Raw genomic sequence first — 23576 nt, 5'->3', positions numbered from 1 at the left:
GGGACCGCGGAGGCCGGGGCCGTCCGGGGCCGTCCGGGACCCCGGGGCCGGGCCGTCCGGGGTCAGCCTCCCCAGACGGCGACGGCGCCGCTGTGGCCGGCCCGCACCGCGTAGTAGCCCGCCACGACGGCCACGACCGCGGTGAGCACCGCGGCGGACGTCGTCACCGCGCGGCCGCCGCCACCGCCCTCACCGCTGTCCCGGCCGCGGCGCACGAGGTGGAGCAGGACGAGAGAGAGCACGCCCAGCGCGAGGGCGGCGATCAGCAGGGGGTCGGCGAACTCCTCGTGCTCGGCGATGCGCCGGGCCAGCATCCCGGTCGCCGAGGCGAAGTTCCGGTGCTCCAGCGACTCGCCGCTCTCCTTGGCGGCGAAGGCGGCGATCGGGGCGACCACCGCCAGCCCAGCCACCGCCCAGCCGAGCGCGGGGCGCGTGCGGGGCGCCAGCCCGTAGACGGCGGCCAGGACCGCGAGGGCCGGGACCGCGATCACGGCGGCGTGGACGATCAGGGGGTGGGCGGGCAGGCCGAGGATCTCGTCGAACATGTGGGCTCCGGTCATGGGGGTCGCCGCTCTCGCCGGCACCGGGCGCCGTTGTCGGCCGCCGGCGCCGGAGATCGGAATCTACCGCGTGGAAGCCGCACAACACAGCAGGACAAAGCACGTGAATACCCACGTACCTCCTCCGTTGACCCTCGCCACTTACGTTCAGCACATCCGGGGGCCGGTACGCTTTCGGCCAGTCGAAAGTAATGAGACGGCAAACCCGACGGCTAACCTGGAGGACATAGCGGTGAGCGGCGAGGACCGCCAGAGCCAGCTGGCGCGAGAGCACAAGGAGCGGCAGGCTCAGCGTGCCGAGCAGGCGGGCAAGGCGAAGCGGAACACCTTCATCGGTGCCGGTGTCGCCGTGGCCGTCGTCGCCGTGGGCGCGGTCGCCATCACGGCCTTCGCGGGAGGAGACGACCCCAAGCCCGCGGCCGCATCCTCCCCGGCCCCCTCGACCGCGGCGCCCCAGGCGACCCCGACCATCCCGGCCGCCCCCGGCGAGGTGACCTGCTCCTACCGCAAGGACACCAGCGGCGCGCCCGCCAAGAAGGTCGGCATGCCGCCGAGCAAGCCCGACCTCAAGCTCAAGACCATGACGGTCACCACCAACCATGGTGACATCGTGATCGACCTGATGACGCAGCAGGCTCCCTGCGCCGTGAACTCCCTGGCGTTCCTGGCCAGGAAGAACTTCTACGACGACACCAAGTGCCACCGCCTGGCCACCCCGGAGAACTCCGGCGTGTCCCTGCTGCAGTGCGGCGACCCGCAGGCCAAGGCCGACGGCAAGAACCCCACCGACGGCCAGGGCAGCTCGGGTTACGTCTTCAACGACGAGAACCTCGGCATGCCGTACGCCAAGGGCGTGGTCGCGCTGGCCCAGCCGGCGGACGCCTCGAACCAGAACGGCAGCCAGTTCTGGTTCTCGCTGGGCGAGGAGAGCGCCCAGCTGGACACCGCCTACACGCCGTTCGGCACGGTCTCCAAGGGCATGGACATCCTGGAGAAGATCTCCAAGGGCGAGTGGATCACCAACCCCGACGACATCACCGGTGACGGCGGCTCCACCGCGCCCAAGATCCCGGTGATCATCAAGGACGTGAAGGTCTCCTAGGGGACTCCTGGAAGGCCGGTGTTCCGGCAGCCCGCGCGGGCCGCCGGAACACCGGCCTTCCGCGTGTCCGGACTCGTCCGCGCCGAATCCTCCCGACGGTCGTCCTCCCGCGTCCGGCCCACCCCGGGTACGGCCCCCGCGGCCGGCGGCGGGCCGTACCCGGCCCCGGACGCGGCCACGGGGCCCCGTCCCGCCTCGCGGGCGGACGCGGGCGGATCCCGACGGGAAGGACCGCGGAGGCCGCGGAGCCGCCCGTGTGGGCCCGGCCGGGCCCACGGAGCCGGAGCCCGAGGAGGAGCCCGTACGGCCCCGCACGCGGGCCGGGCCCCGGACGGGAGGATCCGTCCGGGGCCCGGCCGCGCGCCGCGCGGGGTTTACGCCTCGCTCTTGGGCTTGGCGTCCACCCCGGCCTCCTTGCGCTGCTCACCCGTGATCGGGGTGGGCGCGCCGGTCAGCGGGTCGAACCCGGAGGCCGTCTTCGGGAAGGCGATGACGTCGCGGATGGAGTCTCCGCCCGCCAGCAGCATGCAGATGCGGTCCCAGCCGTAGGCGATGCCGCCGTGCGGCGGCGGGCCGTACTTGAACGCCTCCAGCAGGAAGCCGAACTTGCTCTCGGCCTCCTCCTTGGAGATGCCGAGCACGTCGAAGACGCGCTGCTGCATCTCGGCGCGGTGGATTCGGATGGAGCCGCCGCCGATCTCCATGCCGTTGCAGACCATGTCGTAGGCGTAGGCCAGCGCCTCGGCCGGGTGGTCCTGGAAGTTGTCGGCCCACTCGGGCTTGGGGCCGGTGAACGGGTGGTGCACCGCGGTCCAGCCGCCCTCGCCGTCCTCCTCGAACATCGGGGCGTCGACGACCCACAGGAAGCTCCACCGCGACTCGTCGATCAGCCCGCAGCGGCGGCCGATCTCCAGCCGCGCCGCGCCGAGCAGGTCGCGGGCCGCGGCCGGCTTCCCGGCCGCGAAGAAGACGGCGTCGCCGGGGGCGGCGCCGACCTTCTCGGCCAGGCCGGCGCTCTCGCTCTCCGAGAGGTTCTTGGCGACCGGGCCGCCGAGCGTGCCGTCCTCGCCGACGAGGACGTAGGCGAGGCCCTTGGCGCCGCGAGACCGGGCCCACTCCTGCCAGGCGTCGAGCTCCCGGCGGGTCTGGGAGCCGCCGCCCGGCATGACCACGGCGCCGACGTACGGGGCCTGGAAGACCCGGAAGGAGGTGTCGGAGAAGTACTCCGTCATCTCGACGAGCTCCTGGCCGAAGCGCAGGTCCGGCTTGTCGGAGCCGTAGCGCGCCATGGCCTCGGCGTAGGTCATCCGGGGCAGCGGCGACGGCAGCTCGTAGCCGACGATCTCCTTCCAGACGCGGCCGATCAGCGCCTCGCCCAGCGCGATGACGTCGTCCTGGTCCACGAAGGACATCTCAACGTCGATCTGGGTGAACTCCGGCTGGCGGTCGGCGCGCAGGTCCTCGTCGCGGAAGCAGCGGGCGAGCTGGTAGTAGCGCTCCATGCCGGCGACCATGAGGAGCTGCTTGAACAGCTGCGGCGACTGCGGCAGGGCGTACCAGCTGCCCGGCTGCAGGCGGACCGGGACCAGGAAGTCGCGGGCGCCCTCGGGCGTGGAGCGGGTGAGCGTCGGGGTCTCGATGTAGTTGAACCCGTGCTCGTGCATCACCTCGTGGGCGAGGTAGGTGGCCCGGGAGCGGATCCGCAGGGCCTGCGCGACCTGCGGGCGGCGGATGTCGAGGTAGCGGTGCTTGAGCCGGGCCTCCTCCGAGACGCCCGCGGCGCCCTCGACCGGGAACGGCAGCGGCGCGGCCTCGCTGAGCACCTCGACCTGGGAGGCGACGACCTCGATCTCACCGGTCGGCAGATCGGGGTTCTCGTTGCCCTCGGGACGGACCCGCACCTCGCCGACGACCTTGACGCAGTACTCGGCGCGCAGGCCGTGCGCGTCGTCCTCCTCGCGGAAGACCACCTGGGAGGAGCCGGAGGCGTCGCGCAGGTCGATGAAGACCACGCCTCCGTGGTCGCGGCGGCGCGCCACCCACCCGGCCAGCGTCACCTGCTCGCCCGCGTGCTCCTTGCGCAGTGATCCCGCTTCGTGCGTGCGGATCATTTCCTCAGTCTCTCCTTCAGAGTCTCGACGATCTCAGCGAGCGGCACGGCGGTCTGGTCACCGCTGGCCAGATCCTTGACCTGGGCGGACCCGGCGGCGAGGTCACGCTCGCCGAGGATCACGGCGTAGCCCGCGCCCGACCGGTCGGCGCCCTTCATCGCGCCCTTGAGACCCTTGCCGCCGAACGACATGTCGGCGTCGAGGCCCGCGCGGCGCAGCTCGGTGATGAGCAGGAACATCCGGCGGCGCGCCTCCTCACCCAGCGGCACACCGTACACCTGCACGCGGGAGGCGGCCTCCTCGCGGTCGAGCAGCCCCTCGGCCTCCATGGCCAGGACGGTGCGGTCGACGCCCAGCGCCCAGCCGACGCCGGGCAGGACCGGGCCGCCGAGCATCTCGCTCAGGCCGTCGTAGCGGCCGCCGCCGCCCACCGCCGACTGCGAGCCCAGCCCGCCGTGGACGAACTCGAACGTGGTGCGCGTGTAGTAGTCGAGCCCGCGGACCAGCCTCGGGTCGTCGGTGTAGATCACGCCGGAGGCGGTCAGCAGCGCGCGGACCTCCTCGTGGTAGGTCTTGCACGCCTCGCACAGGTGGTCGACGACCAGGGGCGCGCCGGCGAGCTGCGCCTGCACCTCGGGCCGCTTGTCGTCGAGCACGCGCAGCGGGTTGATCTCGACACGCTGCCGGGTGGCCTCGTCGAGGTCGAGCGCGCGCAGGAAGTCCTGCAGCGCCGCGCGGTAGGCGGGGCGGCACTCCCGGCAGCCGAGCGTGTTCAGCAGCAGCCGCACGCCCGTCAGCCCCAGGCCGGCGTAGCCGTCGGCGGCCATCACGATCAGCTCCGCGTCGAGGGCGGGGTCCTCGGCGCCCAGCGCCTCCGCGCCGACCTGCCAGAAGTGGCGGTAGCGGCCCTTCTGGGCCCGCTCGTAGCGGAACTGGCTGCCGGAGTACCAGAGCTTCACGGGCAGCTGGCCGTTGTGCAGACCGTGCTGGAGGACCGCCCGCACGACCGAGGCGGTGCCCTCCGGTCGCAGTGTGAGGGAGCGGCCGCCCTTGTCGGTGAAGGTGTACATCTCCTTGGAGACGATGTCGGTGGACTCGCCCACCCCGCGGACGAACAGCGCGGTGTCCTCGAAGACGGGGGTCTCGACGTAGCCGTAGCCGGCGCGGCGGACCGGAGCGGTCAGCGCCTCACGTACGGCGAGCGCCACCTCCGAACGGGGTGGAAGCCAGTCAAAGGTGCCCTTGGGCGCCTGCAGAGTCATCTCTTATAGTCCCCTGGTGGGTCCCGCTCCCGGCGCCGACTCCGCTCGCCCGGCGAGTTCGGCGAGGTACGGGTTGGTGGCGCGTTCGCGGCCGATCGTGGTCTGTGGTCCGTGGCCGGGCAGGACCACCGTCTCGTCCGGCAGCGGCAGGCACTTGGCCGCCAGGCTGCGCAGGATGGTCGGGTGGTCGCCGCCCGGGAGGTCGGTGCGGCCGATGGAGCCGGCGAACAGCAGGTCGCCCGAGAACATCACGTCCGGGATCTCCTCGGAGGCGGGCAGCCTGAAGGTCACCGACCCCCTGGTATGGCCGGGGGCGTGGTCGACGGTGATCTCCATGCCCGCCAGCTCCAGCACCTGGCCGTCGGCCAGCTCGCGGACGTCGTCGGGCTCGGTGAAGGTCATCCCGCCGAAGAACTGCTGCCTGGCCGCGAGCGGCAGCCCCTTGCCGGGGTCGGACAGCAGATCGCGGTCCTCGGGATGGATCCACGCGGGGACGTCGCGGGCGCCGCAGACGGGGGCGACCGACCACATGTGGTCGACGTGCCCGTGGGTGACCAGCACCGCGACCGGCCGCAGCCGGTGCTCGCGCAGCACGTCGTCGAGGTCGGCGACCGCGTTCTGCCCGGGGTCGACGACGACGCACTCCTCGCCGGCGGCGGGAGCGACGACGTAGCAGTTGGTCTGGAACGACCCGGCGGGAAAGCCGGCGATGAGCATCTGCCTCAGCCGATCTCGTCAAGAATACGGATGGGAATGTAACCGAAGGGTACCGGTGCGGGTCGCCGGGCTGCGAACCATCACCCTTTGGCCGATACGATTCGCCCACCTCAATAAGTAACACTCCGGCACTCGGGAGGGCGAAGCGGTGAGCGGCAAGGACCGCCAGAAGCAGCTGGCGCGCGAGCACTACGAGCGGCAGACGAAGCGGCGCGTCGAGCGTGAGGCCAGGGCGAAGCGCACCGCGGTCATCGGCACCACCGCCGGGGTCGTGCTGGTGGTGGGCGGTGTGGTCGCCGCGACCGCCCTGCTCGGCGGCGGTGACTCCGACGCCACCTCCACCGCGTCGGCGTCGGGGACCCCCGGCCCGGTCGCGAGCGCGAGCGAGGGGCCCAAGCCCGCCGCGTTCGACCCGGCGACCGGCACCTGCGGCTACGTCCCCGACACCCAGGGGGCGGCGAAGAACGTCGGCATGCCGCCGGCCAAGGTGGACACCTCGCCGGCGACGATGACGCTGAAGACGAACCGTGGCGACATCGTGATCAAGGTGTCGGCCGACAAGACCCCGTGCACGGTCAACTCCTTCGCCTTCCTGGCGAAGAAGAACTACTTCGACGGCTCCAAGTGCCACCGGCTGGGCTCCGACCAGTTCCCGGTGCTGCAGTGCGGCGACCCGCTCGCCAAGGCCGACGGCAAGAGCGAGACCGACGGCCAGGGCGGGCCGGGGTACCGTTTCGTCAACGAGAACCTCGACGGCGCCAAGTACACCCGCGGCGTCGTGGCCATGGCCAACAGCGGTCCCGACAGCAACGGCAGCCAGTTCTTCATCGTGTACGGCGACACCCAGCTCCCCCCGAACTACACACCGTTCGGTACGGTCACGAAGGGGATGGAGATCATCGACAAGGTGAACAAGGGAGGCGTCATCACGCCGGGACCCGACGGCACCGGGGCTCCGAAGGAAACCGTCGAAATCAAAAACGTGACAATGTCCGGCAAGAGCTGACGTAATACAACCAAGAGGCGGTTAGCCTCGAAAGGCTGATGAAAGTGCGGGAGGACACGGTGAGCACCGACCCGTGGGGCCGGGTAGACGACGACGGCACCGTCTACGTGCGTACGGCTGAGGGAGAACGGGCCGTCGGGTCCTGGCAGGCCGGAGAGCCGGAAGAGGCACTCGCCTACTTCCATCGCAAGTTCGACGAGCTGGCCGGGCAGGTCACGCTGCTGGAGCAGCGGGTCCGCGGCACCGACCTGCCGCCGGCCCAGGCGGAGGCGACGATCGTCAAGCTGCGTGAGGCGATCACCGGTGCGCACGCCGTCGGCGACCTCGACGCGCTGCTGGGCCGCCTGAACGCCCTCACGGAGACGGTCGCCCAGCGCCGCGAGGAGGTCAAGGCGGCGCGCGACGTTGCCCGGGCCGAGGCCAGGGCCGTCAAGGAGCGCATCGTCGGCGAGGCCGAGCGGATCGCCGAGGACACCACCCACTGGAAGAGCGGGGGCGAGCGGCTGCGCCAGCTCATCGAGGAGTGGAAGGCCGCCGAACGCATCGACCGCGTGACCGAGGCCGCGCTCTGGAAGCGGCTGTCGGCCGCCCGTACGGCCTTCGCCAAGCGGCGCAAGGCGTACTTCGCCGGGCTGGACGAGCAGCGGGAGAGCGTGCGCGCCACCAAGGAGCGCATCGTCGCCGAGGCGGAGGAGATGGCCTCCTCCACCGACTGGGGCGCCACGGCCGCCGCCTACCGCGAGCTGATGCGGCAGTGGAAGGCCGCGGGCCGGGCCTCCCGTGAGGTGGAGGACGAGCTGTGGGGCCGGTTCAAGGCCGCCCAGGACCAGTTCTTCCAGGCCCGCTCGGCGGTCTTCGCCGAGCGCGACGCCTCGCTCGCGGCCAACGCCGAGGTCAAGGAGCAGCTCCTGGCCGAGGCGGAGAAGATCCTGCCGGTCTCCGACGCCCGGTCCGCCAGGGCGGCCCTGCGGGGCGTCCTGGAGCGCTGGGAGGCCGCCGGCCCGGTCCCGCGGGAGCAGCGCGACCGCCTGGAGGGTGGCCTGCGCCGGATCGACGAGGCGGTCCGCAAGGCCGAGGAGGCGGAGTGGAAGCGCTCCAACCCCGAGGCCCGCGCCCGCGCCCAGAACACGGTCGACCAGCTCCACCGGTCGATCGAGCAGCTTGAGGCCCGCCTGGCCAAGGCCAGGGCGGCCGGCCGGGACAAGGACGTCAAGGACGCCGAGGAGTCGCTGGAAGCCCGCCGTTCCTGGCTGGAGGAGGCCGAGCGCACGCTCGCCGAGTTCTCCTGAGACGGGTCCTCCCGAGGACACACGGCCGGGCGTCCCCTCACGGGCGCCCGGTTCGGCGTACGGCCCCACCCGCGTGACAGAGCTCCGTGACAAAGCCCCGTGAGAGCCCGAGGCGGGCTCGTCCCCACACCGGCGTCTCATGCCCGGGTGACGGTCCCGGGGCCGGAGTCTTCTCCGCGGAGCCCGGGGCGGGCACGGCCGGGCCCCGGGGCGGCGGTCAGGAGCCGGCGCCGCTCACCCGGTAGACGTCGTAGACACCCGGTATGTTGCGCACGGCCTTCAGGACGTGCCCGAGGTGCTTGGGGTCGGCCATCTCGAAGGTGAACTTGCTGATCGCCACCCGGTCGCGGGACGTCGTGACCGACGCCGACAGGATGTTCACGTGCTGGTCCGACAGGGTGCGGGTGACGTCCGACAGCAGCCGCGGCCGGTCGAGCGCCTCGACCTGGAGCGCCACCAGGAAGACCGAGTCGGTCCCCGACGCCCAGGACACCTCCACCAGCCGGTCCGGCTGGGTCTTCAGCTGCTCCCCGTTGGGGCAGTTGGTGCGGTGCACCGACACGCCGTGCCCGCGGGTCACGAAGCCGAGGATCTCGTCGCCGGGCACCGGGGTGCAGCAGCGCGACAGGCGCACCCACACGTCGGAGTCGCCCGCGACCACCACGCCGGCGCCGCCGCTGCCGCCGCGGGGACGGCCCCGCAGCTTCGTCGGCACCGAGACCTCGGCGATGTCCTCCTCGGCGCCGTCCACTCCCCCGACGGAGTGCACCAGCTTCTGCACGACCGCCTGGGCGGCGATGTGGCCCTCGCCGACGGCCGCGTACAGGGCGGAGACGTCGGGGTAGCGCAGGTCCCTGGCGAGGGTCAGCAGCGACTCCCCCGACATCAGGCGCTGCAGCGGCAGCCCCTGCTTGCGCATGGCCCGGCCGATGGCCTCCTTGCCCGCCTCGATCGCGGTCTCGCGGCGCTCCTTGGAGAACCACTGCCGGATCTTGTTACGGGCCCGGCCCGACTTGACGAACTTCAGCCAGTCACGCGAGGGGCCGGCGTCCGGCGACTTGGAGGTGAAGATCTCCACCGTGTCGCCGTTGCCCAGCCGCGACTCCAGCGGCACCAGGCGGCCGTTGACCCGGGCGCCGATGCAGCGGTGACCGACCTCGGTGTGCACGGCGTAGGCGAAGTCCACCGGCGTCGCGCCCTCGGGCAGGGCGATCACCTGGCCCCGCGGGGTGAAGACGTACACCTCCGAGACCGACAGGTCGAACCTGAGCGACTCCAGGAACTCTCCGGGGTCGGCGGTCTCCTTCTGCCAGTCGAGGAGCTGACGCAGCCAGGCCATGTCGCTGGCGGGCTTCAGCTTCGTCCCCGGGGCGCCGGAGGCCGTCATGTCCTCCTTGTACTTCCAGTGCGCGGCCACGCCGTACTCGGCCCGGTGGTGCATGGAGTGGGTACGGATCTGCAGCTCCACCGGCTTGCCCGCGGGGCCGATGACCGTGGTGTGCAGCGACTGGTACATGTTGAACTTGGGCATCGCGATGTAGTCCTTGAACCGGCCGGGCACCGGGTTCCATCGCGCGTGGATCGTTCCGAGGGCGGCGTAGCAGTCGCGGACCGTGTCGACCAGCACCCGGATGCCCACCAGGTCGTAGATGTCGTCGAAGGCGACGTCGCGCGCGATCATCTTCTGGTAGACCGAGTAGTAGTGCTTGGGCCGGCCCTTGACCACCGCGCGGATCTTGGCCTCGCGCAGGTCCTTGGAGACGCTCTCGATGACCTCCTGCAGGAACAGGTCGCGGCGCGGGGCCCGCTCCGACACCATGCGGGCGATCTCGTCGTAGCGCTTGGGGTAGAGCATGGCGAACGCGAGGTCCTCCAGCTCCCACTTGATCGTGTTCATGCCCAGCCGGTGCGCCAGCGGGGCGAAGATCTCCAGGGTCTCGCGGGACTTCTGCTGCCGCTTGTGCTCGGGCAGGTAACGCATGGTGCGCATGTTGTGCAGCCGGTCGGCGAGCTTGATCACCAGGACCCGGATGTCACGCGACATCGCCACGACCATCTTGCGGACGGTCTCGGCCTGTGCGGCGTCACCGAACTTGACCTTGTCGAGTTTGGTGACGCCGTCGACCAGCAGCGCGATGTTGTCGCCGAAGTCGGCCCGCAGCTCGTCCAGGCCGTAGGCGGTGTCCTCGACGGTGTCGTGCAGCAGCGCGGCGCACAGGGTCTCGTCGTCGGTGCCCAGCTCGGCCAGGATCGTCGCCACCGCCAGGGGGTGGGTGATGTAGGGGTCCCCGCTCTTGCGCTTCTGATCACGGTGGTGGTAGGCCGCCACATCGTAGGCACGCTCGATGAGCCGCAGGTCCGCCTTCGGATGCGTCGCGCGGACCGTGCGGAACAACGGCTCCAGCACCGGATTCATGGCGCCACTCCATTGCCCCCCAAAGCGTGCGATCCTGCGCCGTACGGCAGGCTTCTCCTCGGTGGCTCCGGACATGGGGGAACCGGCGCCGCCTGGCGGGGCGGCCTCCTCGGGCCCGCCTCCATCGGCGGTCACGTCGGGAACGACCACATCACGGGGCACTCAGACTCCTCACGTTCGAGTCCAGATCCTCCAGTGTATCCAGACATGTCAGGAACCCTGCCCCATCGGGGTGAGATCAGACGATCACCAGGGAACGAACTTCGACGTCGTCCAGTCGTTCCCGCCCGTTGAGGAAGGCCAGCTCCATGAGCACGGCGATGGCGACGACCTCGGCGCCCGCCCTGCGGACCAGCTCCACCGCCGCGCGCGCCGTGCCGCCGGTGGCGAGCACGTCGTCGACGATCAGGACCCGCTCTCCGGGGGCGAAGGCGTCCCTGTGCACCTCGATGACGGCGGAGCCGTACTCCAGATCGTAGGACTCCTCAAGCGTCTCGGCAGGCAGTTTGCCTTTCTTCCGTACCGGGACGAACCCCGCGGCGGCCTTGTGCGCCACCGGGGCGGCCAGGATGAACCCGCGGGCCTCGATGCCGACGATCTTGTCCACCCGGTACGCGCCGGCCAGCTCGTCCACCACGGCGCCGAACGCCTTGGGATCGGCGAGCAGGGGGGTGATGTCCTTGAAGACCACGCCCGGCTGCGGGTAGTCGGGCACGTCGCGGATCCGGTCGAGGATGAGGGTGCGCAGGTCGTTCATGTCACTTCCTTACGAAAACGCCTCCGCCCCCGGGGGACGGGAGCGGAGGCGCCATCTTGGTGGGGTTACTTCTTCTTGCGCTTGTCGCCGTCGGCCACGGAGCCGGCCGGCGCGGAGCCGTTGGCCGCCGCCGCCGTGACCGGCTGCCTGGCGCCCTTGTCGGGGGCGGACCCGGCACGGCTCGCGACCCGGCGGGCGAGCGCCTGGTAGCGCGGCTCGCGCTCCTTCAGCGTCACCAGCATCGGCGTCGCCACGCACAGCGAGGAGTAGGTGCCGACGATCATGCCGACGAACAGGGCCAGCGACAGGTCCTTCAGCGTGCCCGCGCCGAACAGCGTGGTGCCGATGAACAGGATCGCCGCGACCGGCAGGATCGCCACCAGCGTGGTGTTCAGCGACCGGATCAGCGTGTGGTTCAGCGCGTTGTTGGCCGCCTCGGTGTAGGTCATCTTGGAGGTCGTGCCGAGCTTGGCGGTGACCTCCTTGATCATGTCGAAGACGACGACCGCGTCGTACAGCGAGTATCCGAGGATGGTCAGGAAGCCCAGCAGGGTCGCCGGGGTGACCTCGAAGCCGGACCAGGCGTACACGCCGGCGGTGATGATCAGGTCGTGGAAGAGCGCCACGATGGCCGACAGCGCCATCTTCCACTCGAAGGCCACCGTCAGGTACAGGATGATCGCCAGCATGAAGACGATCAGGCCGATGATGGCCTTGTTGGCCACCTGGCCGCCCCACGAGCCGCCGATCACCTGGAGGGTGACCTGGTCCTGCGTGAGGCCGTAGTCCTGGGCGGCCTCCTTCTGGACCTTGGTGACCTCCTCGGGCGGCAGGCTCTCGGTGGTGACCCGCCAGCCGTTGTTGGTCTCCTGCACGATGACCTGGTGCGCCCCGGCCTCCTCGAAGGTGCCGCGCACCTGCTCGATGCTCGCCGAGGGGGCCTTGAAGGAGAAGACCGAGCCGCCCTTGAACTCCACGCCGAGGTTCAGGCCGTGGAGGAGCAGGCCGAGGATGGAGATCGCCAGCAGGAAGGCCGACAGGCCGTACCAGAGCTTTCTGCGGCCGACGAAGTCGACGTTGACCTCGCCGCGGTACAGCCGCCTCGCGATGCCGGACATCAGGCCTCCTGCGGAACGGTCGGGGCGGCGGAGCTCTGGCTCATGCGCTCGGCGTCGAGACCGGAGAGCTTGTGGCCCTTGGCGAAGAACTTCCTCCTGGCGAGGAGCGCGACGAACGGCTTGGTGAACATGAACACCACCACGATGTCGATGAGCGTGGTCAGGCCCATCGCGAACGCGAAGCCGGCCACACCGCCGACGGCCAGGAAGTACAGCACCACGGCGGCGATGAACATGACCGCGTCGGCGATCAGGATCGTGCGCCGGGCGCGGGTCCAGGCGACCTCGACGGCCGTCCGCAGCGAGCGGCGGCCTTCCTTCATCTCGTCGCGGATGCGTTCGAAGTAGACGATGAACGAGTCCGCGGTGATGCCGATCGAGACGATGAGACCGATGATGTGCGGCAGCGACAGGCGGAAGCCCGCGGTGGCGCCGAGGATGACCACCGACCCGTAGGTCAGGATCGTGGCGACCACGAGGCTCAGCACCGAGACGATGCCCAGGCCGCGGTAGTAGAGCAGCGAGTAGATCAGCACGAGCCCGAGGCCGATCGCGCCGGCGATCAGGCCGCCGCGCAGCTGGTCGGCGCCCAGGGTGGAGGAGACCTCCTCGATGGAGCTCTTCTGGAACTTCAGCGGCAGCGCGCCGTACTTGAGCTGGTTGGCCAGGTCGTCGGCGGTCACCTGCGTGAAGTTGCCGGAGATCTGGGCCCGGCCGCCGGTGATGGGCTCCTGGATGACCGGCGCGGAGATCACCACGCCGTCCAGCACCATGGCGACCTGGTTGCGCGGCGGCTGGGAGTTGAAGGCGGTGGTGGTGACCTTCGACCACTGCTGCGGGCCCTGGCCCTTGAAGGAGAGCTGGACGAGCCACTCGCCGGTGGTCTGGTCGACGCCGGAGGTGGCCTTGTCGATCGAGGTGCCGGTGACGGCGGCCTTGTCGAGGATGTACTTGGCCGAGCCGTCCTGGCTGCAGCCGACGTACTGCTGGTCCGGCGCGTCCTGGGCGCCCTGACCCTTGTCCTTGGCGCAGTCGAGCGTCTTGAACCGCTCAAGGGCCTTGGGGTCGATGCCGGTGGTGTCGACGCCGGCCAGCGGGTCGTTCGCCGGAGCGGACGGGGTCGCGCTGGGGGTCGGGGTGGCGGACGGGGCCGCTGCGTTCCTGGCCGCCCGGCGCGCGCGCCGGTCCGCTGGGGCTTCCTCACCGTCCTTGGCCTCGGACTTGGGCTCACGTGCGGCCCGCCGGTCCGTCACGGTCTTCTTCGCCCCCGTCTCCGCCTCGGTGGAAGGGGCGGCCGACGGGTTCGGGGCGGTCAGCGCCGAGGACAGCGCCCGGCCGGTGGGCGAGGCGCTCGGGCTGGACTGGGCGGTGCTCCTCGGGGCCGGCGTCGTCGTGGCCTCGCCGCCGTCGGTGGCCTTGCCGTCCGACGGGGCGACGGACGGCGTCGGCGCCTGGGTGGGCATCTGCCCGGGGGGCGCGGGCGAGCCCTCCCCCACAGCCAGCACCTGGCGGAAACGCAGCTCCGCAGTGGTGCCGACCAGCTTTACGACTTCCTCCTGGCCGGCTCCGGGGACGGAGATGACGATGTTGTCACCGGACTTGGCGACCTCGGCGTCGGAGATGCCGCTGCCGTTCACCCGGTCACGGATGATGTTCACGGCCAGGTCGAGGCTCTCCTGGGAGGGAGCTCCGCCGTTGGGCGTGACGGGCGACAGCGTCACCGTGGTGCCGCCTGCGAGGTCGAGGCCATATTCGGGGGTGAACGCCTTGTTGAGGGCCATCACCCCGCCCATGGCGAGAATGAGCGCCAGGAGCGCCAGGAGCATGCGCCCCGGCTTGCTCTGGCCGCTGGTCGGTCGGGCCACTGGTCGTCAGTTCTTTCGGCTATAGGGGATGGTTGGCGAGCCTGCTCACTTCTACTGCGAGTCCCGGCTGTCGCCCTTCGGCTGAACGGTCTCCACCTCATTGTCCTCCACGACACCCGCGGACTCGACGTCATCGGAGGCGGTGTCGTCGACCGGAGTCAGAACGCGGCCGATCGCGGCCTTGACCCAGCGGGTCTCGACGCCGGGGGCGAGCTCCAGGATCACGTCGTCGCCGTCGATGGCCGTGATGGTCGCGAACAGGCCGGTCGTCGTCATGATGCGGGCTCCCGGAGCCAGGGAGTTCTGCATCTGGGCCTGCTCCTGCTGCCGCTTGCGCTGCGGCCGGATGAGCAGGAAGTAGAACACCACGACCATCAGAACGATCATGATGAGGCTTGAGTAACCGCTGTTGCCGCCCATGGGGCCGCTCCTTACGCTTCAGAATTGACCGGCGTGGCGCCGGACGTCGTATACGGGCACGCCGCTCAGCACGTCAGCCTACACAGCCAGCCAAGCCACGGAGTTTAGGCGAGCTGTTAGGAGCGCGGCAACGAACCCACGAACGGACTCAGGGGGAAGTTCCCATTTCGATATGGTTGTCATCGATCTGTGATTGACCCCGCGGGGCTTCCCCTTTTGAAATCCAACGTCACGCGGGGCCGGAGTCATCCCCGAGATCGACGGGCACCTGGGCGCCGAAGGCGTCCGGCGGCGGGGTCAGCCCCAGGTGGACCCACGCGGCGGCGGTCGCCACCCGGCCCCGGGGGGTGCGGGCCAGCAGCCCCTGGCGCACCAGGAACGGCTCGGCCACCACCTCGACCGTCTCGGGCTCCTCGCCGATCGCGACCGCGAGGGTGGACAGACCGACCGGGCCGCCGCCGAACTTGCCCAGCAGCGCCGACAGGACCGCCCGGTCGAGCCGGTCGAGCCCCTCGGCGTCGACCTCGTAGAGGTTCAGCGCCGCCGCGGCGACGTCACGGGTGACGACGCCGTCGGACCGCACCTCGGCGAAGTCGCGGACCCGGCGCAGCAGGCGGTTGGCGATGCGGGGCGTGCCGCGCGAACGGCCGGCGATCTCGCGGGCGGCGTCGCCGGGCAGCTCCAGGCCGAGCAGCGCCGCCGAGCGGTGCAGCACCCGCTCCAGCTCGCCGGCGTCGTAGAAGTCCATGTGGGCGACGAACCCGAACCGGTCGCGCAGCGGCGCGGGCAGCAGGCCGGCCCTGGTGGTGGCGCCGACCAGGGTGAACGGGGCGACCTCCAGCGGGATCGCGGTGGCGCCGGGCCCCTTGCCGACCACGATGTCGACCCGGAAGTCCTCCATCGCGAGGTAGAGCATCTCCTCGGCGGGGCGGGCCATCCGGTGGATCTCGTCGATGAACAGCACCTCGCCCTCCGACAGCGTGGAGAGGATGGCCGCGAGGTCGCCGGCCCGCTCCAGCGCCGGCCCGGAGGTGATCCGGATGGGCGCCGACAGCTCGGTGGCGATGATCAGGGCGAGGGTGGTCTTACCGAGGCCGGGGCCGCCGCTCATCAGCACGTGGTCGGGCGGCCGGTTGCGCCGCAGCGCGCTCTGCAGCACCAGTGACAGCTGCTCGCGCACCCGCGCCTGGCCGATGAACTCCTCCAGCCGCTTGGGCCGCAGCGCGGCCTCGACCAGCCGCTCGTCACCCTCGGCGTCGGCGTCGGCCGAGACCAGATCCCGCTCGAAGCTCACGGCGTCTCCCCCCTCACCGCACGCTCAGCACGCGCAACGCGGCCTTGAGCAGCGCCGCGACCTGGGGCGCGCGGCCCTCGGCCGTCTCGGCGTCGGCCTGGGGGGCGACGGCCGCGACGGCCTCGTCGGCGTCCTTGGCCGAGTATCCCAGGCCGACCAGGCCGGAGTGGACCTGCTCGCGCCAGACGGGGGCGGCCGAGCCGCCGTTGAGGGCGGCGCTGACGGCCTCCTCGGGGGTGCCGAGCTTGTCCTTGAGATCGACGATGATCCGCTGGGCGCCCTTGGGGCCCACCCCGGGGACCCGGGTCAGCGCCTTGACGTCGGCGGCGGCCACGGCCACCCGCAGCGCGTTGGGCGTGTGCACGGCGAGCATCGCCAGGGCGACCTTGGGGCCGACCCCGCTGGCGGTCTGGAGCAGCTCGAAGATCCTGCGCTCGTCGTCGTCGGCGAAGCCGTACAGCGTGAGGGACTCCTCGCGCACCACCAGCGAGGTGGCCAGCCGGGCCTCCTCCCCCGCGCGCAGCGCCGCCAGCGTGCCGGGCGTGCAGTGCACCAGCACGCCGACGCCGCCGACCTCGACCACCGCTCCGTCGGGGGCGATCGCGGCCACCCGTCCTCGCACCGAGGCGATCACTTCGTCGTTCCTCTCGAGTATCCGGCGGGCCTGTTCCGCCCGCGGAAGTACGCGGCGGCCGTCACTCCGCCGCCGGCGCCGGTGGCCCGGGCGGCCGCCTCGGCCAGCCTGTTCTGGGCGCCGCCCCGCCAGATGTGGCAGATGGCCAGGGCGAGCGCGTCGGCGGCGTCGGCGGGCTTGGGCATGGCGTCGAGCCGCAGCAGCCTGGTCACCATGGTGCCGACCTGTCGCTTGTCGGCCGTGCCGCTGCCGGTGATCGCGGCCTTGACCTCCGACGGCGTGTGCAGCGCCACCGGCAGCCCCCGGCGGGAGGCGCACAGGATCGCCACCGCCGAGGCCTGGGCGGTGCCCATGACGGTGCGCAGGTTGTGCTGGGCGAAGACGCGCTCCACGGCCACCGCGTCGGGCCGGATCTCGTCGAGCCATTGCTCGATGCCGGCCTCGATCGCCACCAGCCGGGCCCCGATCTCGTCGTCGGCGGGGGTGCGCACCACCCCGACCTTGACCAGGCGGAGCGGCGCCCCGGGGCGCCCCTCGACCGCTCCGAGGCCGCACCGGGTCAGGCCCGGATCGACCCCCATCACCCGCAGTTCGGGCAACCGCACCGGCACGCCTTCCGCTCGCCGAACACCTGTTCGGTGCCCGACTCTACCGTCTGCGGGCACGGCGCGCACGGCCATCGCGCCGCCCGCGGGGCGGGCCCCGGAGCCCTCACCGCCCCGGCCGTCCCGCCCGATGACCGGCGCGGTCAGAACGCGTCGGTCATGTACGGCCGGGCGTGGAAGGCGGCGTCGAGGGCGTCGTCGGCGTCCGCGGGTCCGGTGAGGATGCCCGCGCGGCGCAGGGTGGTGGTCGGCACGCCCGCGAACAGCGCGGAGAGGCCTCCGGCGGTGAGGGCGGGGGCCGTCTTCGGGATGGTCCCGGCGGGCTGGGCCGTACCGGAGCCGCCGGAGACCGACAGGTGCCAGGGGCCGGAGGAGGCGGGCCGCTCGGGGTCGTCGACGTGGACCACGGCGTCGAGGGTGACGCCCGCCGGGAACCCGCGCCCGGCGACGGCCGCCGCCGGGTCCACCACGCGGAACATCCAGCGGGCCTGCGCGACCTCGTCGTTCACCCGTTCGCCGAGCAGCCAGAACACCGGGTCGTCGGGGGCGACGGCCGCGCGGACCTGCTTCGCGATGGAGGACGAGGAGCCGACCAGCGCCCACAGCGCCCGGGCCGTGGCCTCCGAGCCGGCGAGCAGATGGCTGACCGAGATGTCGTGGCCGTCCCAGCCGTAGGCCACGAAGCCGTCCTCGGCCAGGTAGACGAAGTCGCGGGTGCTCTCCAGCCACCGGCGCACGGCCGCCTCGCTCCGGCGGACCGGCCCGGAGGCGCGGGTGGCGGCGTGGACGCGGCCGATGACCTCGCCCAGCGCGCGGGCGTCGCCGGGGCCGGTACGGCGGAGCGGGACGTCGCCTGCGGTGCGGATCGTGCGCAGCGCCTCGGTGGGCAGCACGGCCTGGTGCAGGGCTCCGGCGTGCTCCCAGCCGAGCGAGCGGTAGAGGCGGGTGGTGGCGGGGTACAGCGCCGAGATCGGCAGTCCCAGGGCGGCGCAGCGGTCCAGGGCGGTCCGCATGATCGTCCGTCCGACGCCGCGGCCCCGGTCCTCGGGGGCGACGGTGACCGAGGCGATGCCGCCCATGGGCAGCGGCCTGCCGTGCCACCACTGGGTGAAGTCCTCGATGCGGGTCGTGGCGACGAGGCGGGCGCCGTCGAACGCCCCGAGGTATCTGCCGCCCTCGACGGCGGGCAGGGCGTTGCGCCGCCAGGTCTCCGCCTCGTCCTGCGGGACGGGCCCGAAGGCGCGGATGCGGTTGTCCAGCGCCGCGTCGAGGTCATCGGCCGTCAGCTCACGTATTTCCACGGTCTCCCAACCTAGGGCGTACATCCCGATGAGTGTGAACCGGCCCCGGGCCGCCGCCCGCCGGGCGGGGTCAGGGGTGGCGGACCGGCTCGGCGTTCCCCGGGTCGCCGAGACCTCCGCCGTCCCCGGCGGCTCCGTCCCCTCGCGTGTCACCTGCCTCCCCGGCCTTCCCGGCGCCCCCGGCGTCCCCTGCGTCCCCGTCGGCGGGGCGGTCCGTGTCGGCCCGGCCGCGCAGGCGGTCCAGGCGCGTCATCACCGGGGTCGCCGTGACGCCGTGCAGCACCAGGGAGGCCAGCACGGTGAAGGCCACCACCGCCCACAGCTCCTCGGCGGGTACGCCGAAGTCGGCCTGGCCGAGGGCGTAAGCGAGGTAGAACAGCGAGCCGATGCCCCGGATGCCGAAGAAGGCCAGCACGCCGCGCTCGCGCGGTCCCGGCCGGCCGCCGAGCGTGGCGAGCCAACCGGTCAGCGGGCGGATCACCAGCAGCAGGAGCAGGCCGACCGCCGCTCCCCGCCAGGTGAGCGCGGCCAGGCCGCCGGTGATCACGAACCCGCCGAGCAGCAGGATCAGCCAGGCGGTGAACAGCCGCTCGATCTGCTCGATGAAACCGTGCAGGACGGCGTTGTAGCCGTGCGTGCGCTCGGCGGCCCTGATCGTGCACGCGGTCACGAACACCGCGATGAAGCCGTAGCCGTGCACCAGCTCGGTGAGGCCGTAGGCGAGGAAGGTCGCGGCCAGCGCCACGAAGCCGTCGCGGTGCTCGGCCAGCCGCAGGTCGGAGACCTGGGCGCGGAAGAACAGCCGGCCCAGCGCCTTGCCGGCCAGCAGGCCGGCCACGACGCCCGCCCCGCACCTGTAGAGCAGGTCCACCAGCGCCCAGTGCCCGGCCCATTCCAGGCCGCCGCCCGCCGACGCCAGCGCGATCGCGGCGAACACCAGGGGGAAGGCCAGGCCGTCGTTGAGCCCGGCCTCGGAGGTGAGGGTGAAGCGGACCTCGTCGTCGTCGGTCTCGGAGTCGACGGGCTGGCCGACCTGCACGTCGGAGGCGAGCACCGGGTCGGTCGGCGCGAGCACCGCGCCCAGCAGCAGCGCCGCGGCCCACGGCCAGCCCAGCAGGCCGTGGACGGCCAGGGTGACGGCGCCGACGGTCAGCGGGAGAGTCCAGCCCAGCAGCCGCCAGGTGGAGGTCCAGCGGCGCGGCTCGAAGGGCCGGTTGATCGCCAGCCCGGCGCCCATCAGCGAGATGAGGACGCAGATCTCGGTGGCGTGCTCCAGCAGCGCCCGGTGGGCCACCGGGTCGGGGTCGGGCAGGTCCAGGGGCAGGAGGTAGAGCAGCGCGCCGCCGATCAGGCAGGCCAGCGGCAGCGAGAAGGCACGCCGGTTGAGCAGGCGGGGCAGGATCGCCGCGAGCAGGGCGGCGACGCCGGCCACGGCGAAGATCAGATCAGGGTTCGGCATCGTACGGCGGCATATGCCCTCATTTATTTAGGCAAATCGCCGCTCATATTTTTCCGGCGAACGTCACGAAAACCCCATGACTCCGTCTCTGGACGGCCGCCGGAAAGGTCTCCCGGGCGGGCGCCCGGAGGGTCCCGGGCAGGCGTCACCCGGGGTCCACCCCCGGGGCGCGAGACCTCATCCGGGGTCCGCCCCCGGGGCGTGGGGCCGTACACGGGGGCCGTACGCGGAAGGTTCCCCGGGCAGCCGTACGCCCGCCTCCGCGGCACGGCGGGGCGGGCGTACGGCGGGGCGGCGGGCGGCCGGTCAGGCCTCCAGCTTCTCCATGACCTCGTCGGAGACGTCGAAGTTGGCCCAGACGTTCTGCACGTCGTCGCTGTCCTCCAGGGCGTCGATCAGCCGGAAGACCTTGCGCGCGCCCTCCTCGTCGAGCGGGACGTTCATCGTCGGCAGGAAGCTCGACTCGGCCGAGTCGTAGTCGATCCCGGCGTCCTGCAGGGCCTTGCGGACCGGGACGAGGTCACCGGCCTCGGAGACGACCTCGAACTGGTCGCCCAGGTCGTTGACCTCCTCGGCGCCCGCGTCGAGGACCGCCACCAGCACGTCGTCCTCGGTGAGCGAACCCTTGGGGACGAGCACGACACCCTTGCGGTTGAACATGTAGGACACCGAGCCGGGGTCGGCCAGGGAGCCGCCGTTGCGGGTCAGCGCCACGCGGACCTCGGAGGCGGCTCGGTTGCGGTTGTCGGTCAGACACTCGATCAGCACGGCGACACCACCGGGGGCGTAGCCCTCGTACATGATGGTCTGCCAGTCGGCGCCGCCGGCCTCCAGGCCGCCGCCGCGCTTGCGGGCGCGCTCGATGTTGTCCAGCGGGACCGAGCTCTTACGCGCCTTGGTGATGGCGTCGTACAGCGTCGGGTTGCCGTCCGGGTCGGGGCCGCCGGTCCGGGCCGCGACCTCGATGTTCTTGATGAGCTTGGCGAACAGCTTGCCGCGCTTGGAGTCGAGCGCGGCCTTCTTGTGCTTGGTCGTCGCCCATTTGGAGTGGCCGGACATCGACTAGAGCTCCCTCACCATCTCAACGAAGTATGAATGCACGTCGCAGCCCCCGGTGAGCTCCGGATGGAAGGACGTGGCCAGCAGAGGCCCCTGACGGACCGCGACGATCCTATCCCCAGCTTCGGCTCGGGCCAGCACGTCGACGTCGGAACCGACCGATTCCACCCAGGGGGCGCGGATGAAGATCGCCCGCAGCGGGCCCATGCCCGCGAAGTCGATGTCGGACTCGAAGGAGTCGACCTGGCGGCCGAAGGCGTTGCGCCGGACCACCATGTCGATGCCGCCGATGGTCTGCTGGCCCTCGACGCCGCCCTCGATCCGGTCGGCCAGCATGATCATGCCTGCGCAGGAGCCGTAGGCGGGCATGCCGTCCTTGATCCTCGCCCGGAGCGGCTCCAGCAGCTCGAAGGCGTCGGCGAGCTTCCACATCGTGGTGGACTCCCCTCCCGGGACGACCAGCGCGTCGACCGCCTCCAGCTCCTCGGGGCGCCGTACGGCCACGGCCTTGGCTCCCGCCTGCTCCAGGCAGCGCGCGTGCTCGCGGACGTCTCCCTGCAGGGCGAAGACACCGATCGTCGGGGCGATGGTCACCGGTGGTCCTTTCAAGGGGCTCGTGATGCGGTTCAAGCGTATGGCCACCCCGCGGACCGCCCCAAACCAGCCGGTCCCGCGGGGCGGGGGCCGGCCGGCGGGGCGGGCGGCCGGGCGCGCGGCCCGCCGTACGGCCGGGGCCAGGGTCGTGCGGTCGGGCGGCCGGGGTCAGGCGGCCGACAGGTCGTGGGCGGCGTGGTCGGCGTCCACCCGCGCGAGGCTCGCCAGGTGGTGGCGCCTGCCGTACAGGAAGGCCACGCCGACCAGGCAGCAGACCGCGCCCAGGCAGTACGGCACGGGCGCGCCGATCTCCTCGCCCAGCTTGGTCACGACGTAGGGCGCGACGGCCCCGCCCATCCAGCGGACGAAGTTGTAGCCGGCCGAGGCGACGGGCCTAGGCGCGTCGGAGACCTCCATGGCGGCCTCGGTGAACACGGTGTTGTTCAGGCCGGCCGGGATGCCGCACAGCACGACGCAGACGACGACGCCGGGGCGCATGTCGACCGCGCTGAACAGGGCGATGCCCGCCTGCAGGACGGCCAGCGTCCCCAGGGACAGGTACAGCACCCGTACCGAGCCTATCCTGCGGCTCATGGCCGGGGCGGCGAAGACCGAGGCGAGCGCCACGAGGACGCCCCAGCCGAAGAACACCGCGCCGATGCCGTAGGCCGACATGCCGAGGATGAACGGGGTGAAGGCCAGGATGGTGAAGAAGGCGAAGTTGTAGAAGAACGCGGTGAAGGCGGTGGTGGACAGGCCGCCGTGGGCCAGGGCGCGCAGCGGGTCGCTGAGGCGGGTCTTCACCGCGGGCCGGGGTGTGCTCCTCAGCAGGACCGCGATGGAGACGAACCCGACGGCCATCAGGGTCGCGGTGCCGAAGAACGGGCCGCGCCAGTTCCAGTCGCCGAGTATGGCGCCGACCAGCGGGCCCATCGAGATGCCCAGGCCCAGGGCGGCCTCGTACAGGATGATGGCGGCCTCGGCGCCGCCGCTGGCCGCGCCGACGATGACCGCCAGGGCGGTGGCGACGAACAGGGCGTTGCCCAGGCCCCAGCCGGCGCGGAAGCCGATGAGCGCGCCGACGCTGTCCGAGGTGCCGGACAGACCGGCGAAGACGACGACCAGGAACAGGCCGAGCAGCAGGGTGCGCTTGCCGCCGATCCGGCTGGAGACCCAGCCGGTGACGAGCATCGCCACCGCGGTGACCAGGAAGTAGCTGGTGAACAGCAGGGAGACCTGGCTGGGTCCGGCGTTCAGGTTCTTGGCGATGGAGGGCAGGATCGGGTCGACCAGGCCGATGCCCATGAAGGCGACCACCGCGGCGAAGGCGGTGGCCCACACCGACATCGGCTGGCGGAGGATTCCACCCGAACTCTGCGAGGACATGGGAGTGGCTCCTTGCGGGAAAAGCGGACCGGCCGGGGTGGCGGCCGGTCGGGGATGTGGGATCGCTTTCAGGACGGCGGGGGACGGCGGGACCGCGCTGGGCCCCGCGGTCTCACGCGCGGCCCAGCTTGGCCAGCGCGGGCAGGGCGGCGGCGACGGCGTCGCGTTCCTCCGGGGTGAGCAGGCCGAGCTGGGAGACGAGGTAGGAGACGCGGGCCCGGCGTACGGCCGCCAGGCGGGCGCGGCCCTCCTCGGTCAGCCCGACCGTGCGGACCCGGGCGTCGGAGGGGTCGGCGGAGCGGGTCACCAGGCCGGGTTCCTCCAGCCGGTTGATCTGCACCGTCATGGTGGGGAGCTGGACCCCGTGTTCCTCGGCCAGCTCCGTCATCCGGCGCGGGCCGCTCTCCAGCGACCCCAGCACGGCGTACTGCTGGCTGGTGATCGGCTGTCCCGCCGCCACGCGACGCAGGAGCAGCACCAGGTGGCGCAGCTCTTTGGAGAGGTTCTCCGCGAGTTCGTCCGTCGTCATGGTTAGCCAGTCTAACTTAGCCAGGCTAAGCATTATTCCGAAGGGAGGGCGGCGCCCCGCCGGGACACCGCCCTCCCCCGTTACCCCCCACG

21 protein-coding genes are annotated in these 23576 nt (G+C 71.8%); 3 read left to right on the top strand and 18 right to left on the bottom strand.

The genetic code is table 11. The features are described from left to right. Positions 1 to 62: 62 nt before the first annotated feature. The gene (locus HDA43_RS30740; RefSeq protein ID WP_179827824.1) at positions 63 to 545 is read right to left on the bottom strand and encodes a DUF2231 domain-containing protein; all 483 of its coding nucleotides are present in this window, start codon (positions 543 to 545) and stop codon (positions 63 to 65) included. Between the two features lie 247 nt (positions 546 to 792). Between HDA43_RS30740 and HDA43_RS30735 the strand changes: the two genes are divergently transcribed. After that, on the top strand, positions 793 to 1662 hold the full coding sequence (locus HDA43_RS30735) for a peptidylprolyl isomerase (RefSeq protein ID WP_179827822.1): 870 nt from the start codon (positions 793 to 795) through the stop codon (positions 1660 to 1662). A gap of 374 nt (positions 1663 to 2036) precedes the next feature. Here HDA43_RS30735 and aspS read toward each other — a convergent pair whose 3' ends face one another. Genes aspS through HDA43_RS30720 form a run of 3 tightly spaced genes read right to left on the bottom strand, consistent with a single transcriptional unit; the run spans position 2037 to position 5752 of the window. After that, on the bottom strand, positions 2037 to 3773 hold the full coding sequence (gene aspS / locus HDA43_RS30730) for an aspartate--tRNA ligase (protein WP_179827820.1): 1737 nt from the start codon (positions 3771 to 3773) through the stop codon (positions 2037 to 2039). Further along, the gene (hisS, locus tag HDA43_RS30725) at positions 3770 to 5035 is read right to left on the bottom strand and encodes a histidine--tRNA ligase (RefSeq protein ID WP_179827818.1); all 1266 of its coding nucleotides are present in this window, start codon (positions 5033 to 5035) and stop codon (positions 3770 to 3772) included. The genes aspS and hisS overlap by 4 nt, the downstream gene beginning before the upstream one ends. Positions 5036 to 5038: 3 nt before the next feature. Next, a complete protein-coding gene (locus HDA43_RS30720; RefSeq protein ID WP_179827816.1) occupies positions 5039 to 5752 on the bottom strand; it encodes an MBL fold metallo-hydrolase in 714 nt (237 codons plus the stop codon). Between the two features lie 148 nt (positions 5753 to 5900). Here HDA43_RS30720 and HDA43_RS30715 point away from each other — a divergent pair, with 148 nt between their 5' ends. Together HDA43_RS30715 and HDA43_RS30710 are read left to right on the top strand one after the other, a co-directional pair. Further along, complete coding sequence (locus HDA43_RS30715) at positions 5901 to 6758, top strand: peptidylprolyl isomerase (RefSeq protein ID WP_179827814.1); 858 nt, start codon at positions 5901 to 5903, stop codon at positions 6756 to 6758. A gap of 38 nt (positions 6759 to 6796) precedes the next feature. Continuing rightward, on the top strand, positions 6797 to 8047 hold the full coding sequence (locus HDA43_RS30710) for a DUF349 domain-containing protein (protein ID WP_179827812.1): 1251 nt from the start codon (positions 6797 to 6799) through the stop codon (positions 8045 to 8047). Between the two features lie 217 nt (positions 8048 to 8264). Here HDA43_RS30710 and HDA43_RS30705 read toward each other — a convergent pair whose 3' ends face one another. The 14 genes from HDA43_RS30705 to HDA43_RS30640 all read right to left on the bottom strand — a co-directional run bounded on the left by HDA43_RS30705 (position 8265) and on the right by HDA43_RS30640 (position 23484). Further along, the gene (locus tag HDA43_RS30705; RefSeq protein WP_179827810.1) at positions 8265 to 10463 is read right to left on the bottom strand and encodes a RelA/SpoT family protein; all 2199 of its coding nucleotides are present in this window, start codon (positions 10461 to 10463) and stop codon (positions 8265 to 8267) included. Positions 10464 to 10701: 238 nt separating this feature from the next. Beyond that, positions 10702 to 11220 carry an adenine phosphoribosyltransferase gene (locus HDA43_RS30700; protein WP_179827808.1) on the bottom strand — a complete coding sequence of 173 codons (519 nt, stop codon included), beginning with the start codon at positions 11218 to 11220 and terminating at the stop codon, positions 10702 to 10704. A gap of 65 nt (positions 11221 to 11285) precedes the next feature. Then, entirely contained in the window at positions 11286 to 12338 is a 1053-nt protein-coding gene (secF, locus tag HDA43_RS30695; protein WP_179827806.1) for a protein translocase subunit SecF, read from the bottom strand. Beyond that, entirely contained in the window at positions 12338 to 14203 is a 1866-nt protein-coding gene (gene secD, locus HDA43_RS30690) for a protein translocase subunit SecD (protein ID WP_312873621.1), read from the bottom strand. The genes secF and secD overlap by 1 nt, the downstream gene beginning before the upstream one ends. Positions 14204 to 14254: 51 nt before the next feature. Beyond that, positions 14255 to 14623, bottom strand: a complete 369-nt coding sequence (gene yajC / locus HDA43_RS30685; protein ID WP_179827804.1) for a preprotein translocase subunit YajC — start codon at positions 14621 to 14623, stop codon at positions 14255 to 14257. A gap of 229 nt (positions 14624 to 14852) precedes the next feature. Continuing rightward, positions 14853 to 15917 (bottom strand): Holliday junction branch migration DNA helicase RuvB, encoded by a 1065-nt coding sequence (gene ruvB / locus HDA43_RS30680; protein WP_179827802.1) that lies wholly within the window; start codon positions 15915 to 15917, stop codon positions 14853 to 14855. Positions 15918 to 15930: 13 nt separating this feature from the next. Then, the gene (ruvA, locus tag HDA43_RS30675) at positions 15931 to 16551 is read right to left on the bottom strand and encodes a Holliday junction branch migration protein RuvA (RefSeq protein ID WP_179827800.1); all 621 of its coding nucleotides are present in this window, start codon (positions 16549 to 16551) and stop codon (positions 15931 to 15933) included. Continuing rightward, positions 16548 to 17141, bottom strand: coding sequence for a crossover junction endodeoxyribonuclease RuvC (gene ruvC / locus HDA43_RS30670; protein ID WP_179828845.1), 594 nt, complete (start codon positions 17139 to 17141; stop codon positions 16548 to 16550). The genes ruvA and ruvC overlap by 4 nt, the downstream gene beginning before the upstream one ends. Positions 17142 to 17299: 158 nt before the next feature. Then, a complete protein-coding gene (locus HDA43_RS30665; protein WP_179827799.1) occupies positions 17300 to 18457 on the bottom strand; it encodes a GNAT family N-acetyltransferase in 1158 nt (385 codons plus the stop codon). 70 nt (positions 18458 to 18527) lie between these two features. Then, the gene (locus tag HDA43_RS30660) at positions 18528 to 19916 is read right to left on the bottom strand and encodes a cation:proton antiporter (RefSeq protein WP_179827798.1); all 1389 of its coding nucleotides are present in this window, start codon (positions 19914 to 19916) and stop codon (positions 18528 to 18530) included. A 306-nt stretch (positions 19917 to 20222) separates the two neighbouring features. Beyond that, the gene (locus tag HDA43_RS30655) at positions 20223 to 20975 is read right to left on the bottom strand and encodes a YebC/PmpR family DNA-binding transcriptional regulator (protein ID WP_179827797.1); all 753 of its coding nucleotides are present in this window, start codon (positions 20973 to 20975) and stop codon (positions 20223 to 20225) included. Between the two features lie 3 nt (positions 20976 to 20978). Next, entirely contained in the window at positions 20979 to 21569 is a 591-nt protein-coding gene (gene pdxT, locus HDA43_RS30650; RefSeq protein ID WP_179827796.1) for a pyridoxal 5'-phosphate synthase glutaminase subunit PdxT, read from the bottom strand. A gap of 168 nt (positions 21570 to 21737) precedes the next feature. Next, positions 21738 to 22955, bottom strand: a complete 1218-nt coding sequence (locus tag HDA43_RS30645; RefSeq protein WP_179827795.1) for an MFS transporter — start codon at positions 22953 to 22955, stop codon at positions 21738 to 21740. A gap of 112 nt (positions 22956 to 23067) precedes the next feature. Continuing rightward, on the bottom strand, positions 23068 to 23484 hold the full coding sequence (locus HDA43_RS30640) for a MarR family winged helix-turn-helix transcriptional regulator (RefSeq protein WP_179827792.1): 417 nt from the start codon (positions 23482 to 23484) through the stop codon (positions 23068 to 23070). Positions 23485 to 23576: the final 92 nt, after the last annotated feature.

The organism is Streptosporangium sandarakinum (assembly GCF_013409935.1).
GTDB classification, from domain to species: Bacteria; Actinomycetota; Actinomycetes; order Streptosporangiales; family Streptosporangiaceae; genus Streptosporangium; species Streptosporangium nondiastaticum.
The sequence above is the reverse complement of the archived record's forward strand: the minus strand, read 5'-3'. Positions and strand labels throughout refer to the sequence as shown.

Bases quoted from the DNA above. Each gene is read 5' to 3' on its own strand.
- HDA43_RS30645 (WP_179827795.1), bottom strand. From the start codon at position 22,955: ATGTCCTCGCAGAGTTCGGGTGGAATCCTCCGCCAGCCGATGTCGGTG.
- HDA43_RS30740 (WP_179827824.1), bottom strand. From the start codon at position 545: ATGTTCGACGAGATCCTCGGCCTGCCCGCCCACCCCCTGATCGTCCAC.
- HDA43_RS30710 (WP_179827812.1), top strand. From the start codon at position 6,797: ATGAAAGTGCGGGAGGACACGGTGAGCACCGACCCGTGGGGCCGGGTA.
- secF (WP_179827806.1), bottom strand. From the start codon at position 12,338: ATGTCCGGCATCGCGAGGCGGCTGTACCGCGGCGAGGTCAACGTCGAC.
- HDA43_RS30720 (WP_179827816.1), bottom strand. From the start codon at position 5,752: ATGCTCATCGCCGGCTTTCCCGCCGGGTCGTTCCAGACCAACTGCTAC.
- HDA43_RS30705 (WP_179827810.1), bottom strand. From the start codon at position 10,463: ATGAATCCGGTGCTGGAGCCGTTGTTCCGCACGGTCCGCGCGACGCAT.
- hisS (WP_179827818.1), bottom strand. From the start codon at position 5,035: ATGACTCTGCAGGCGCCCAAGGGCACCTTTGACTGGCTTCCACCCCGT.
- HDA43_RS30640 (WP_179827792.1), bottom strand. From the start codon at position 23,484: ATGACGACGGACGAACTCGCGGAGAACCTCTCCAAAGAGCTGCGCCAC.
- HDA43_RS30700 (WP_179827808.1), bottom strand. From the start codon at position 11,220: ATGAACGACCTGCGCACCCTCATCCTCGACCGGATCCGCGACGTGCCC.
- HDA43_RS30660 (WP_179827798.1), bottom strand. From the start codon at position 19,916: ATGCCGAACCCTGATCTGATCTTCGCCGTGGCCGGCGTCGCCGCCCTG.
- HDA43_RS30655 (WP_179827797.1), bottom strand. From the start codon at position 20,975: ATGTCCGGCCACTCCAAATGGGCGACGACCAAGCACAAGAAGGCCGCG.
- yajC (WP_179827804.1), bottom strand. From the start codon at position 14,623: ATGGGCGGCAACAGCGGTTACTCAAGCCTCATCATGATCGTTCTGATG.
- aspS (WP_179827820.1), bottom strand. From the start codon at position 3,773: ATGATCCGCACGCACGAAGCGGGATCACTGCGCAAGGAGCACGCGGGC.